10 protein-coding genes are annotated in these 14,386 nt (G+C 71.2%); 7 read left to right on the forward strand and 3 right to left on the reverse strand.

Annotation, left to right across the window (positions count from 1 at the left end; genetic code table 11):
• Positions 1–128 precede the first annotated feature (128 nt).
• Together ABZ635_RS14735 and ABZ635_RS14740 are read left to right on the forward strand one after the other, a co-directional pair.
• A complete protein-coding gene (locus ABZ635_RS14735) occupies positions 129–1,115 on the forward strand; it encodes a tetratricopeptide repeat protein (RefSeq protein ID WP_357764387.1) in 987 nt (328 codons plus the stop codon).
• 196 nt (positions 1,116–1,311) lie between these two features.
• Positions 1,312–1,818 carry an FBP domain-containing protein gene (locus ABZ635_RS14740; protein WP_357764390.1) on the forward strand — a complete coding sequence of 169 codons (507 nt, stop codon included), beginning with the start codon at positions 1,312–1,314 and terminating at the stop codon, positions 1,816–1,818.
• On the opposite strand, the gene ABZ635_RS14745 is transcribed toward ABZ635_RS14740, so the two are convergent.
• Entirely contained in the window at positions 1,804–3,672 is a 1,869-nt protein-coding gene (locus tag ABZ635_RS14745; protein ID WP_357764393.1) for an ABC transporter ATP-binding protein, read from the reverse strand. The two genes, ABZ635_RS14740 and ABZ635_RS14745, sit on opposite strands and share 15 nt — an antisense overlap.
• Before the next feature lie 214 nt (positions 3,673–3,886).
• On the opposite strand from ABZ635_RS14745, the gene ABZ635_RS14750 reads away from it, so the two are divergent.
• The 4 genes from ABZ635_RS14750 to ABZ635_RS14765 all read left to right on the forward strand — a co-directional run bounded on the left by ABZ635_RS14750 (position 3,887) and on the right by ABZ635_RS14765 (position 8,744).
• Positions 3,887–5,062, forward strand: coding sequence for an acetyl-CoA C-acyltransferase (locus ABZ635_RS14750; RefSeq protein ID WP_357764473.1), 1,176 nt, complete (start codon positions 3,887–3,889; stop codon positions 5,060–5,062).
• A gap of 57 nt (positions 5,063–5,119) precedes the next feature.
• The gene (locus ABZ635_RS14755; protein ID WP_357764395.1) at positions 5,120–7,207 is read left to right on the forward strand and encodes a 3-hydroxyacyl-CoA dehydrogenase NAD-binding domain-containing protein; all 2,088 of its coding nucleotides are present in this window, start codon (positions 5,120–5,122) and stop codon (positions 7,205–7,207) included.
• A 123-nt stretch (positions 7,208–7,330) separates the two neighbouring features.
• Positions 7,331–8,251: a hypothetical protein gene (locus ABZ635_RS14760; protein ID WP_357764398.1), complete on the forward strand. Its 921-nt coding sequence runs from the start codon at positions 7,331–7,333 to the stop codon at positions 8,249–8,251.
• A gap of 31 nt (positions 8,252–8,282) precedes the next feature.
• Positions 8,283–8,744, forward strand: a complete 462-nt coding sequence (locus ABZ635_RS14765) for a MarR family transcriptional regulator (protein WP_357764400.1) — start codon at positions 8,283–8,285, stop codon at positions 8,742–8,744.
• Here the strand turns inward: ABZ635_RS14765 and ABZ635_RS14770 are convergent, their stop codons facing one another.
• Both ABZ635_RS14770 and ABZ635_RS14775 read right to left on the reverse strand, forming a co-directional pair.
• Positions 8,745–10,943 (reverse strand): MMPL family transporter, encoded by a 2,199-nt coding sequence (locus ABZ635_RS14770; RefSeq protein ID WP_357764403.1) that lies wholly within the window; start codon positions 10,941–10,943, stop codon positions 8,745–8,747.
• 170 nt (positions 10,944–11,113) lie between these two features.
• Complete coding sequence (locus tag ABZ635_RS14775; protein WP_357764406.1) at positions 11,114–13,336, reverse strand: MMPL family transporter; 2,223 nt, start codon at positions 13,334–13,336, stop codon at positions 11,114–11,116.
• Between the two features lie 151 nt (positions 13,337–13,487).
• On the opposite strand from ABZ635_RS14775, the gene ABZ635_RS14780 reads away from it, so the two are divergent.
• Positions 13,488–14,252 (forward strand): TetR/AcrR family transcriptional regulator, encoded by a 765-nt coding sequence (locus ABZ635_RS14780; RefSeq protein ID WP_357764409.1) that lies wholly within the window; start codon positions 13,488–13,490, stop codon positions 14,250–14,252.
• Positions 14,253–14,386: the final 134 nt, after the last annotated feature.

The raw sequence follows: 14,386 nt of genomic DNA on the forward strand, positions 1-14,386 counted from the left end.
CCCGCTGTCCGATTAAGTTATAGAAACGTGCCCTGAGAACTCGGGGCCGCTTCCTCAACGGGTGTGTACCGAACCGTGGGCCCACAAGGCTCCCGGCTCGTGTGATCAGGGAAATGTGGTGAGTCTGCTTGTCGTTCTGGCGTGCGTTGCTACGCGAGGCGGGGTTGACGCGTTCTGCCGAGGTCGAGTCGACCGAGGCCGCCATGCCCGTCTCCGAGGATCGGATCGACGAACCCGCCGCCGTGCCCCAGCAGGTGTCGGCTCCGGCGGGCGCGGCGGCCGAGGGCGTCGGGGAGCGGTCGATGCCCCAGCGCACGGCCACCGCCGCCAAGGCCCCCTCGGCCGGGATGCGCGCGGCGTCGCTGGAGCGCACCCTCCAGTCCCTGGTGGAGCGTCTGGGCACCGAGCACCCCGACACCATCACGGCCCGCAACAACCTGGCCACCAAGTACGCGCAGATGGGTCGCCGTCAGGCCGCCGTGCAGCAGTTCGAGTTGGCCCTGGGCGAGGCCGTGGCCGTGTACGGCGAGGACCACCCGCGCACCGAGATCATCCGGGAGAACCTGGCCTGGGCACTGGAGGACGTGGGCTGCCCCGCCGACGCCGCCTCCCAGTGGGAGATCCTGCTGGGCCAGCGCGAGAGCCAGTTCGGCCCGGCCGACGAGGACACGGTGGAGGCCCGTATGCGCCTGGCCGTGTGCTACCGGCGCAGCGGCCGGGTGGACGCCGCGGTGGCCCACTACGCGCGGGCCATCGAGGACGTCGCCTCGACCGAGCGCCGTGAGGAGCTGCGGCTGGGCATGAGCGCGGCGCAGAGCACGGCGGGCCGCTACGAGGAGGCCGTCTCCCAGCTGCGCATGGTGCTGGCCGGGCGCCGCCGTCGCCTGGGCAAGGGCCACCTGGACACCCTCGCGGTGCACCACCGGCTGGGCCGCGCCTACACGCAGGCGGGCCGCGCCGACGAGGCGGTCGAGGTGCTGCGCGAGGCCTACCGCGTGGCGCTCAACTCCTCGGGCGACCCCGAGGTGCGCCGACTCACCATGCGCCTGCGCCGCGACCTGGCGGGCGCCTACAACGCCGCCGGGCGCCACCGCGAGGCCAACGCGCTGCTCTGACCGGGGCGCGCACCGACACGGGGCGGGGCCGGGAACCCAAGCGGGGTTCTCCGGCCCCCTCGCGCGTCCGGGCCGGTCACGGGTGTGCGAGGGTCCGACGGGGGAAGGAGCCCGCCGTGCGCGAAAACGGCTCGCGCGCGTCCGCGTGTCCTGGCAGTATCCGTCCGTCGTCCCCGCCGTCCCACCAGAGAGAGCCATGCGCGAACTGAGCCACGAGGAGATCCGCTCCTCGTTCGTCAACTGCCCCAAGGGCGAGACCCAACGGTTGACCCTCCCCACTCCCCTGCCGCCGCTGGACTGGGAGGACACCGACTTCCTCGGCTGGATCGACCCCAAGGCGCCGGGCCGCGCCTACCTGGTGGTCGACTCCGGGGAACACCCGCTCGGGATCGCCCTGCGGCTGCCGACGGGGAACCGCAAGGCGAACTTCTTCAAGTCGATGACCTGCTCGTTCTGCCTGACCGTGCACCCGGCCGGGGGCGTGCGGCTGTTCAGCGCGCCCAAGCCGGGCAGGGCGGGGAGGCAGGGCGACACGGTGGGCCTGTACGTGTGCGCGGACCTGGCCTGCCCGCTGTACGTCCGGGGCAAGCGTGAGTCCGCGCTGATCCAGCCCGCGGAGACCATCACGCGTGAGGAGCGCGTCCAGCGCCTGCGCCTGAACGTGCACCGCTTCGCCTCCTCCTTCCTCTCACTCGACGGCTGATCCCGGCGCGGGGGTGTCGGACGCCGTCGCCGCCACGGAGACGGCCGGGGGCTCCGGGCTCTCCGGACGCTCCAGGCTCTCCGGGCGCTCCGGGGCCAGGAGCTGCCCCGCGGCCAGGTCGCGGTAGAGGGAGTCGTTCTCGACCAGTTCGGCGTGGGTGCCCGCCGCGCGGACCCGCCCGGCCTCCAGGACCACGATCCGCTCCGCGCTGGTGACCGTGGACAGCCGGTGCGCGACCACGATCACGGTGGTCGTGCGGGCCGCCGCCAGCATCGCCTCCTTGAGGGCGCCCTCGTTGGCGGCGTCCAGCTGCGAGGTCGCCTCGTCCATGAGCAGGAGGCGGGGGCGGCGGAGCAGCGCGCGGGCGATGGCCACGCGCTGGCGCTCGCCGCCGGAGATGGTCACGCCCCGGTGGCCGATCGGGTGGTCCAGCCCCTCGGGCAACCGCTCGACCAGGTCGGTGAGGCGGGCGGTGCGCACGACCTCGGCCACCTCCTCCTCGGTCGCGTGCGGGGCCGCCATGGTGAGGTTGGTTCGCAGGGTGCCGTCCAGGACGGGCGCGTCCTGTTCGACGTAGCCGATCTGGGAGCGCAGCTCCTCCAGCGGCCAGTCGCGGACGTCCCTGCCGTCCAGGCGCACGCTGCCCGAGGTGGCGTCGTAGAAGCGCTGCACCAAGGAGAAGACGGTCGTCTTCCCTGATCCCGAGGGGCCGACCAGGGCGGTCAGACCCGGCCCGGAGGCCCCGAGGCTCACCCCGTGGTGTACCGGCGCCAGGTCGGGCCGGTAGCGGAAGGTGACGTCGGTGAGGGTCAGTTCGGCGGGACGGGCGGGGCGTGGACCGGCGGGGGCGGCCCCGGGGTCCTCCTGACCGAGGTCGGCGACCTCGTCGATCCGGCGGACGGCGGCCAGACCGGTCTGGAGTTCGGTGGCCGACTGCACCAGAGTGGTGATGGGGTCCATGAGGTAGAAGAGCAGCAGCAGGAAGGCGATGAGCGTGGACACGCTCAGGGTCCCCGCCGCCACCATGCCGCCGCCCACGCCCAGCACCACGAGGAAGCTGGTGTTGACCGCGAGCATGGCCAGGGTGCCGGACAGCGCCGTCCATCCGGCGACGGAGACGCCCCTGCGCCAGGCCTCCACGGCGGCCGCGTCCAGGCGGTCGATCTCGGCCCGTTCGGCCGAGGAGGCCTTGACGGTGCGGAAGGCTCCGAAGACGCGCTCCAGGAGCGAGCCCATCTCTCCCAGTGCGACCTGCGCGGCCTGGGTGGCACGGCCGATCCTGGGCAGCACCACCCCCATGAGGAGACCGACCACCACGATCATCCCCAGAGTGATCAGGAGCAGTGTCGGGCTGAGCACGCCCATCACGACGATGCCTCCGACCAGCAGGACCGTACTGGTGAAGAGGTGGGTGATGCCGCTGGTGGCGACCGAGCGCAGCAGGGTGGTGTCGGCGGTGAGGCGGGAGACGAGGTCGCCCGGTCTGAGCCGGTCGAGCTCGCCCACGCGCAGGCGGACGAGGCGGCCCACCAGGGTGCGGCGCACGGCGAGCACGACACTCTGACCGGTGCGTTCGAGGACGAAGGAGCCCAGGGCCCCGACGACGGCCCCGACGAGCACCACCCCCAAGAGGAGGAGCACCGGACCGGTGACGCCGACGCCTTCGCCCAGGGCGTCGATCACGTACTTGGCCATGAGCGGCTGGACCAGGCCGGTCGCCCCGCCGAGGAAGGTGAGGAGGCCGCCGCCGACGAGCGTGCGCCAGTACGGCCGGGCGTACGCGCCCAGGCGCCGCAGCGGTGCCTTGGGCGCCCGCCGGAGCAGTTCGCGGTGGGCCGTGTCCGGTGCTGGCATCGTCTTCCCCGTGTTCCTCTCGCCGTACCTCCTTTGAGGGAACCGTGTCGACCGGTACGGTCACAAGCGCCGAAAGTAGGGCGCGCGTCCGACTTCGGACGTGATGGGCCCCGCCGCTCGCACTATTTGTTACCGGCGAGTAGCATGGGCGCATACAGTCCACCCAACGCTTGGAGAAGGAGGGGCCATCGTGTCGCGAACTGCCCGCGATGTCGTGTTTGTCGATGGGGTCCGCACCCCGTTCGGCAAGTCAGGCAAGGGCCTCTACGCCGAGACGCGCGCCGACGACCTGATCGTCCGCGTCATCCGCGAACTGATGCGCCGTAACCCGGGCCTGCCCCCGGAGCGCGTCGACGAGGTCGCCATCGCCGCCACCACCCAGATCGGCGACCAGGGCCTGACCCTCGGGCGCACCGCCGCGATCCTCGCCGGGCTGCCGCGCAGCGTCCCCGGTTACTCCATCGACCGCATGTGCGCCGGCGCGCTCACCGCCGCCACCACCGCGGGCGCGGGCATCGCCTTCGGCGCCTACGACGTCGTCATCGCGGGCGGCGTCGAGCACATGGGCCGCCACCCCATGGGCGAGGGCGTCGACCCCAACCCCCGCATCATCTCCGAGAAGCTGGTCGACCCGTCCGCGCTGGTCATGGGCAACACCGCCGAGAACCTGCACGACCGGTACCCGACCATCACCAAGGAGCGCGCCGACGCCTACGCGGTGCGCAGCCAGGAGAAGGTCGCCAAGGCCTACGCCGACGGCAAGATCCAACCCGACCTCGTCGAGACCCTGGTCCGTTCCGCGGAGAAGGGCTTCGGCCTGGCCACGCAGGACGAGCCGCCCCGCCCCGGCACCACCATGGAGTCGCTCGCCGGACTCAAGACCCCGTTCCGCGCGCACGGCAACGTCACCCCGGGCAACGCCGCCGGTCTCAACGACGGCGCCACCGGCACCCTGCTCATGGCCGAGGAGGTCGCCGAGGAGCTGGGCCTGGACGCCAGGATGCGCCTGGTCGACTTCTCCTTCACCGGCGTGGAGCCCGAGGTCATGGGCGTGGGCCCGGTCCCGGCCACCGAGAAGCTCTTCGCCCGCCAGGGCATCACCATCGACGACGTCGGCCTCATCGAGATCAACGAGGCCTTCGCCGTCCAGGTGCTCGCCTTCCTGGAGCACTTCGGCATCGCCGACGACGACACCCGCGTCAACCCGTGGGGCGGCGCCATCGCCGTCGGCCACCCGCTGGCCTCCTCCGGCGGCCGCCTCATGATGCAGCTCGCGCGCCAGTTCGCCGAGCGCCCCGACGTCCGCTACGGCATCACCACCATGTGCGTGGGCCTGGGCATGGGCGGGACCATCCTGTGGGAGAACACCAACTACGAGGGGGGCAAGTGAGCACCGCCATCGACCAGTCCCACCCGTCGCCCACCGCCACCCTCAAAGGAGGACGCGATGCGTCCCAGTGATGTCTCCGAGCTGTTCAAGGACGAGGTCGTCACCAACGCGATCTCCCGTGACGTCGAGCTCCCCTACGGCGCGGGCACCGCTGTCCTGATCACCCTGGACAACGGGCACGACCACACCAAGCCCAACACCTTCGGCCCCGCCGGCCTGCTGAGCCTGGACGCCGCGATCGAGGCCGCCAAGGCGCGTACCGACATCGTGGCCGTGGCCGTCACCGGCAAGCCGTTCATCTTCGCGGTCGGTGCCGACCTCACCGGCGTCCCCGCGATCCGGACCCGCGAGCAGGCCGAGGCCATCGGCAAGCTGGGACACGACACCTTCCGCAAGCTCGGCGAGCTGGACGTGCCCACCTTCGCGCTGGTCAACGGCGCGGCCATGGGCGGCGGCGTCGAGGTGGCGCTGCACTGCACCTACCGCACCGTCTCCTCGGGCGTCCCCGCGTTCGCCCTCCCCGAGGCGTTCCTCGGCCTGGTCCCCGGCTGGGGCGGCACCTACCTGCTGCCCAACCTGATCGGCGCCGAGAAGGCCCTCAAGCTGATCGTCGACAACCCGCTCGCCCAGAACAAGATGATCAAGGGCAAGCAGGTCTTCGAGATGGGGATCGCCGACGCGATCTTCGAGCCCGCCGACTTCGTCGAGGAGTCCCTGCGCTGGGCCGCGAGGGTCGTCAAGGGCGACCTCACCGTGGAGCGCCCCGAGGTCGACAGGGGCGAGGCCTGGGACAACGCGGTCAACATGGCCCGCTTCGTGGTCGAGGGCAAGCTGCACGGCGCCGCCCCGGCCCCGGCCCGCGCCGTCGAGCTGGTCGCCGCCGCCAAGACCGCCACCCGTGACGAGGGCTTCGACGCCGAGGACCAGGCGCTCGCCGACCTCATCATGAGCGACGAGCTCAAGGCCGGACTCTACGCCTTCGACCTCGTCCAGAAGCGGGCCAAGCGGCCCGCGGGCGCCCCGGACAAGTCGTTGGCCCGCAAGGTCACCAAGGTCGGCGTCGTCGGCGCCGGTCTGATGGCCGGGCAGCTGGCCCTGCTGTTCGCGCGCCGCCTGGACGTGCCGGTCGTCATGACCGACCTGGACCAGGACCGCCTGAACAAGGGTGTGGACTACGTCCACGGCGAGGTCGACAAGCTCCTCAAGAAGGGGCGCGTCAACCAGGACAAGGCCAACCACCTCAAGGCCCTGGTCACCGGTTCCCTCACCAAGGACGCCTTCTCGGACGCCGACTTCGTCATCGAGGCCGTCTTCGAGAAGATGGAGGTCAAGCAGCAGGTGTTCGCCGAGGTGGAGGCCGTGGTCTCCCCCGAGGCGATCCTCGCCACGAACACCTCCTCGCTGTCCATCACCGAGATGGCGTCGAAGCTCCGGCACCCCGAGCGGGTCGTGGGCTTCCACTTCTTCAACCCCGTCGCCGTCCTGCCGCTGCTGGAGATCGTGCGCGGCGACCGGACCGACGACGCCTCCCTGGCCACCGCGTTCGCCACGGCCAGGAAGCTGAAGAAGACCTCGGTGCTGTGCAAGGACGCCCCGGCGTTCGTCGTCAACCGCCTGCTGACCCTGTTCATGGGTGAGGTCCTGGGCGCCGTGGGCGAGGGCACCGAGCCCGAGGCGGCCGACCGAGCGGTCGCGCCCCTGGGCCTGCCGATGTCGCCGCTCATGCTGCTCCAGCTGGTCGGTCCGGCGGTGGGTCTGCACGTCGCCGAGACCCTGCACGGGGCGTTCCCGGAGCGCTTCGCGGTCTCGCCGCAGCTGGAGGCCGTGGTCCGGGCGGGCAAGACGGCGATCTTCGCCCCGGACCTGACCATCGACCCCGAGGTGAAGGAGCTCCTCAAGGGCGGGGACTCCCCCTCCGAGGAGAAGGAGATCCTGGACCGGGCCCTGCGCGCCCTGGCCAAGGAGATCCGGATCATGCTGGACGAGGGCGTCGTGGCCGAGGCCGCCGACATCGACCTGTGCCTGATCACGGGTGCGGGCTGGCCCTTCCACACCGGTGGCATCACCCCGTACCTGGACAAGGTCGGTGTGTCCGTCGAGGTCAACGGCAAGCCGTTCCACGAGGGCGCGCCGAAGGCGTTCTAGGTCCTCCGGTCGCCGAGGGCCCGGTCTCCCGTGCGGGGGCCGGGCCCTTGCGCGTGTTCACCCTCGGAGGATCTGTACCCGAACCGCGCGTACCGGTCGGTAACCCTCCGTAGCGTTCGATCCGTGGCCATCTCCCCTGAACACCAGATCTACTCCGAACTGTTCGCGGACGCCCCCGACATGGCGGCGGGCTTCCTGCGCGAGCTCGGAGTGGAGGTACCGGACTACGACCGCAGTGAACTGACCTCCTGCGACCTCGGACACGTCGACCCGGTCGAGCGTCGATCCGACGTCGCGATCCTGCTCCGGGGCCCCGCCGGAGACGACCCCCACGGCAAGCTCATGGGCATCGTCGTGGAGGTCCAAAGAGACGAGAAGGAGCGCAAGCGCTTCACCTGGCCCGAGTACGTGGCCGCACTCCGCTCCAAACACGAGTGCCCGGTGGCGCTGCTGGTCATCTGCCCACGGCAGAGAGTGGCCGACTGGTACACCGAACCGATCCCCCTGGGGCACCCCGGTTTCGTGCTCGACCCGATCGTTCTGGGGCCCCGGGGTATCCCCGTGGTCACCGACCCCGGGGATGTGGGGGAACGACCGACCCTGGGCGTCCTCTCCGCGGCCGCCCACGGAACCCGGGAGCCCGACGTCCTGACGGCCCTGCACAGCGGCCTCGACCACATCGACCGGGAAACGGCCGCGAAGTATATTGGATACGCGCTGCACCTGCTTTCCGGCGGCAAGGGCCAGGCGGCCCTGGAGGAGTTGATGATGACGGAGACCTACGCCTACACCAGTGAGTGGACCGAGCGCCTCAGGGCCGAGGGCGAAGCAAGGGGCGAGGCGCGGGGAGAGGCGCGGGGCCTGACCAAGGGCGCGGCCGCGGCCAGGGCCGAGGACATCCTGCGCATCCTCGAGGCACGGGGCGCGACCCCCACCGACGAGCAGCGGGAGCGCGTCGAGGGGTGCCGGGACCTGGCCCTGCTCGACGTCTGGTTCGACCGCGCCCTGCGCCTCACCCGGGTGGACGAGCTCTTCGAGGGCTGAGGGCCGGCCGGCCCGAACGTAGACTGCGGCCATGAACGAGGCGAGTACGTGGGTCTCCCCCCTGTGGGGGCTGACCGGGTTCCGACTGATCAAGCTCGGCGAACTCCTCCAGGCGACCACGGCGTCCGCCTTCGAGGAGCTGGAGGTCAGCCCGCGCCAGTTCCACGTGCTCGCCGCCACCGCTTCCATGGCCGACCCCTCCCAGCGGGAACTGAGCCGGGCCCTGGGCATCGACCCCAACGTGATGGTCGGCGTCATCGACGAACTGGAGCGGCTCGCGCTGGTCGAACGCGTGCGCAACCCCCGCGACCGCAGGCGCTACATCGTCACGCCCACCCCCAGGGCCAGGGAGGCCCTGGAACGGGCGCGCGCGGAGGCCGAACGGCTGGAGCGGGAGTTCTTCTCCGAACTGGACGACGGGGAGCGCGCCGCGCTGCACGAACTGTCCGGCCGCCTGGTGGCGGCGCACCCCCGGGTCACCAAGACCTCCTAGTCAGTGGCCCAGCCCCCACCGCTCGTGGACACGGCGCAGCGGCGCCGGGGCCCACCAGTTCGCGCGACCGGCCAGGCGCATGGCGGCCGGGACCAGTACGCCGCGGATCAGGGTGGCGTCGACCAGGATCACCGCCGCCATCCCCACCGCGAGCATGATCAGGTAGAACACGCTGGAGGTCGCGTACACCGCGAAGGAGGCGGCCAGCACCACGGCGGCGGCCGTGACGAGCGGGCCGCTGCGCTGGAGTCCGGCGGCGACCGCCGTCGTGGTGTCGCCGGACAGGTCGTACTCCTCCTTGATCCTGGCCAGCATGAACACCTCGTAGTCCATGGACAGGCCGAAGGCCACGCAGAACATCAGGATCGGGAAGGTCACCTCCAGCGTCCCGTTGGCGGTGAAGCCCAGAGCATCCGACAGGTTCCCCTCCTGGAACACCCAGACGATCACTCCGAACATCACCGCGAGGCTGAGCACGTTGAGCACGATCGCCTTGAGCGGGAGCAGCAGGCTCCCCGTCATGAGGAACAACAGCGCGAACGTGACCGCCAGGACGGTTCCCACCACGAGGGGCACCCGTTCCAGGAGGGCGTCGCCGAAGTCGGTGAGATCGGCGGGGTAACCGCCGATCCGCGTGTCGCCGGGCGCGGGCACGTCGCGCAGGCGGTCGACGAACCCGGACGCGTCGTCCAGCGCGGCCGTCGTGGGCACCACCGAGAACCAGGTGGCCCCGCGCGCGCCGAAGCGCTCCGCCGCCGCGCCGGGCGGGGCCGTGTGCCGTCCGTCCTGGTAGGTGCCGGTGCGCGCGTCGACCTGGGCGGAACCCGCCACCCGTGAGAGGGCGGCCGCGTACGCGGCGACCTCCTCCGCCGAGGGGTCCAGGGCGTCGACCAACACGTGCACGGCGTCCATCTCCTCCTGGGAGAACCCCGCCTCGATCTGTTCCTGGACGTCACGACTGGAGTGGCCTTCGGGAAGGACGCGCGCGTCGGGGAGCCCGATCCGGGCTCCGAGGGCGGGCAGGGCCAGCAGCAGCACCAGGCCGAGCGCGGGGGCACCGTACAGGAGCGGGCGCCGTGTCACGCGCAGCGAGGCGGTGTGCCACCAGCCCCGGTCGGCCCGGGGTTCCCTCCGGGGGCGCACCCGGTGGCCCACCAGTGCCAGGGCGGCGGGCAGGACGACCAGGGCGGCGACGACGGAGGTCAGGACCACGCCGACCCCCGCGTAGGCGAAGGACCGCAGGAACGGGAAGGGGAAGAGGACAAGGCTGGAGAGCGCGATGGCGACGGTGAGGCCGCTGAACACCACGGTGCGCCCGGCCCGGGCCACGGCGAGCTCCACCGCTTCGGGGACGGCCCGCCCCCGGGCCAGCTCCTCACGGAACCGGGTGATCACGAACAGGCCGTAGTCCACACCGAGGCCGATCCCCATGACGAGGGCGAGGTTGGCGGCGAAGGTCGACACCTCGGTGAGGGCGGCCGCCCCGCGCAGCAGGGCGAGGGTGGTGACCACCGAGAACACGCCCATGGCCAGGGTGAGGGCGGCCACCCACACTCTCCGGTAGAGGAGCAGTAGGAGGGTGAACACCAGCGGCAGGACGATGATCTCGGCGCGCACGAAGTCGCTCTGCGCCTGGGCCGCGGCCTGGCGGAAGATCTCGTCGCCTCCGCCGACCTCCACCCGGATCACGTCGTCGGAGCGCGTGAGGTCGGGTGAGATGTCGGCGAGCGCGGTGCGGGCCTCGGTGACCGTACCCGACATGCGGGCGGTGACCAGGGCCTGGGTGCCGTCGTCGGAGCGCATCGCGGGTGAGCTGTCGCGGGACCAGTAGGAGGCGGTCTCGGCGACGCCCTCCCGGGCGGCGAGGTCCCGTTCGAGGGCGGTGGCGGCCGCCACGACGTCCGGGGAGTCGACGGTCCCCCGCTGTGCGGTGACCAGCAGCAGGAAGTGGTGCTTGCCCGTGCCGAACCCCTCCTCCAGGGCCTGTTCGACCCGGTGGGATTCGGAGCCAGGGCTCTCGAAGCGGCTGAGCTGGAGCCGGTCGAGGGTGCCCGCCGCCAGGACAGCGGAGACGACGCCGACGGCGGCGGCGAGCAGCAGCACGCGCCCGGCGAGCCGCGCCACCGCCCGGCCGAGCCGGGTCAGGAGCGGAGGGGGCGGGGGTGTGACAGGGGGCGTCGTGAGGGGTGGGGCGGCCAAGGCTTCTCCTGGAGAGTGCGTGTGGCGCCGGGTCAGGTGCACCGATCCCTATTGATAGAGCGAACATATCGTATGTCTTGAATACGATTCGCGAAAGGGGATCGGCGGCCGCACACGAGGGGCCCCGCCCGGCGCACGGCCGGGCGGGGCCCGAATCGGAGAGGTCGGGCTCAGACCCCCGCGGGCACCCGCTCCCGCTCCCCGTGGTCGGCCGCCGGCACGACCTCCTCGTCGTCACCGCCCTCCGAGATGCCGACCCTGTCGTGCAGCCACCGCAGCGGACGCGGCAGCCACCAGTTCCAGTCGCCGAGCAGGCGCATGGTGGCGGGCACCATCACCGCCCGGACCAGGGTGGCGTCCACCAGGACGGCGAGAGCCAGCCCGATGCCGATGATCTTCAGGAAGAGCAGACCCGAGGTGCCCATGGCCACCAGGACCACCCCCAGCAGCAGCGCCGCGCTGGTGATGATCCGGCCCGTGCGCTGGAGCCCCAGTGCCACCGACCGGGTGTTGTCTCCGCTGCGCAGGTACTCCTCCCTGACCCGGCTGAGCAGGAACAACTCGTAGTCCATCGCCAACCCGAAGGAGACGATGGTGATGAGCACGAGGTACGTGGGGTCGATGGTGCCGACCGCGTCGAATCCGAGGAGCCCGGAGAAGAACCCCTCCTGGAAACCCCAGACCACCACCCCCAGCGAGGCGCCCAGTGAGAGCGCGCCCATGAGCACCGCCTTGACCGGGAGCACCACGGAACCGAAGGCGAGGAAGAGCAGGACCAGGGTGGAGCCGATGATGAACGCCACCGTCTTCGGCGCCTCCTGCGTGATCGCGTCGAGGTTGTCCAGCTGCATGGCGGCCACACCGCCCACGAGGGTCTCATCGGCTCCCTCGGGGCCGGGTTCGGCCCGCACGTCGCGCACCAGCTCCTGCACCTCGGGGTCGTCGGTGGCGCCCTGGTAGGCGACCTCCACGTGCGCGACGTCCCCCTCGGCACGGGCGACACCGGTACGGACCGTGCCGGGCAGCGCGTCCAGGCGCTCCACGTACGCGTCGAGCGCGTCCTCTCCGACCTCGCCGAGGACGGCCACGTGCAGTCGGCCGACCTGCCCGGCGGGGAAGTCCCGCGCCATGGACTCGGTACCGATCCGGCTGGAGGCGTCGGCGGGCAGGTAGCGCTGGTCGGTGGCTCCGAACTGGGTCGAGGCCAACCCGGAGCTGAAGGCCACCAGGACGCAGCCGACCGCGACCAGGGACACGGCGGGTCCGCGCATCACGGTGCGGGCGAACCTCGCCCAGGCCCCGGCGTGCTCGTCGACCGCGCCGGTGACGGTGCGGCGGGGCAGCGGCAGCCGGAGCCGGTCGATCCGGCGGCCCACCACCGCCATCAGCGCGGGCAGGAACACGAGGGCCGCGATCAGGTCGAAGGCCACCACGGCGATTCCGCCGAAGCCGATGGACTTGAGGATGGGCTGGGGGAAGAACAGCAGGCCCGCGAAGGCGATACCGACCGTGACACCGGAGAACGCGACGGTCCGCCCCGCGGTGTCGACGGTGCGGCGGACCGCGTCGGGGACGGTGCGGCCGCGTCCCAGTTCCTCACGGAAGCGGCTGACCATGAACAGGCCGTAGTCGATGGCCAGCCCCAACCCCAGCAGGGTGGCGACGTTGATGGCGAAGACGGACACCTCGGTGACCGAGGTGAGGGCGCGGAGCACGGTGAGCGAACCCAGGATGGCCAGGCCTCCGACTGCGAGCGGCACCAGCCCGGCGACCAGGCCGCCGAAGATCAGCACCAGCAGCAGGAGCAGGACCGGAAGCGTGATCAGCTCGGCGCGGATGATGTCGCTCTCGGCGGTCTCGGAGAGTTCGTGCTCGACCGCGATCGGGCCGCCCAGGTGGGTCTCCAGGGGGCCGGACTCCAGGGCCCGCGCCGCCTCCTCGTACTGGTGGAGCCGTTCCTCGTGGGTGTCCCCCGTAAGGGTGACCGGCACGTAGGTGGCGTGCATGTCCTCGGAGACGAGCATGCCGCGCTCGACGTCGGACAACTCCTCGTCCAGGTACAGGTCGTACCCGGCGACGACGTCCCCGGGCAGGGCGTCGGTGATTCGTCGCACCGCCTGGGCGAACGTCGGGTTGTCCACACGCATCTCGTCGCTGCGGTAGACGGCGATGATGTCGACGTCGTCGTGGCCCAGTTCCTCCTGGAGCACGTCCATGGCGCGGGAGGACTCCGAGTCCGGGTCCTCGAAACCGCTCTGGCTGACGTCCGAGAAGACGCCGAGTCCCCACACCACGGAGAAGGCGGCGAAGAGCCCCGTGAGTGCGAGTATCCACCACCTGCCCCGGTGGGCGCCGAGCCCCAGTCGGCCGAAGAACCCCGTGTGTGTCGGCATGGGCCGCCCCCTCAAGCGAACGGTCGTCATATCTGTGAACACTGTTTGCTAACGGTGTTCACTTAAGCGTGCAGGCATTACGATGTCAACGTCGCCGAGAGAACGAGAAGCGCCTCGACCCTGGCGCGTGAAACGGGGTGTACCGCAGCACATGACGAAACCGCCGGTCACAAGCGAGCCGCGGGCCGGGGGCACCCTGAGCCGCCGCGAACGTGTGCGCGAGGCCACACTCGCGGAGATCAAGGAGATCGCCCGCAGACATCTCGTCGAGTTCGGGGTGGTCGGGGTCTCCCTGCGTGCGATCGCCCGCGAGATGGGCATGACCGCGCCCGGACTGTATCGCTATGTTCCCGGCATCGACGCCCTGCTGGTGTCGATCACGGCGGACATGTACGAGGAACTGGCCGACGTGGTGGCCGCGGCGGACGCCGACGTGCCCGCCGCGGACACGGACGGGCGCATCCTGGCGTCCCTGCGCGCCTTCCGCACCTGGGCCATCACCCACCAGGCCGAGTTCTCGGTGATGTTCGGACCGAGGACCCGACTGGACCCCGAGGCCGACATCAGCCGCGCCCTGGAGGCGGGCCGCCGCTTCGGCTCCACGTTCTTCACCCTCTTCGACCACCTGGTCTCCGAGGAACGCTTCCCGGTCCCCCCGGACGAGGCCGTACCGGACGCGCTCCGCCCCGAGCTGCGCTCCTTCGCCGACACCGTCGGCTTCACCTCCCCGGACATCTCCGAAGGCGCCGTCATGGTGCTCACCGCGTGCTGGGTGCGCCTCTACGGTGTGGTCTGCATGGAAGTGTTCCAACATCTGAGTTTTGTCGTGCGCGACATGGAACCATTCTTCGAGTCCGAGCTTCAGAACATGGCGAAGGACCTCGGGGTTCGCTACGCACCGCCCGGGAGGCAGTAGGAGGCCTGACCGGGAGCCGCCCGCCCGAGCCCCATACTGGAGGTCTGCGGCATTTGCCGGATTCGTGGGTACGAATCCGACCATGCCGTTCCCGTACTGGCGCGAAGACGAGGACGATCCCGTGGAGAACCGAA

Origin of the sequence: Nocardiopsis sp. NPDC007018 (genome assembly GCF_040635075.1) — a bacterium.
Taxonomy (GTDB): Bacteria; Actinomycetota; Actinomycetes; order Streptosporangiales; family Streptosporangiaceae; genus Nocardiopsis.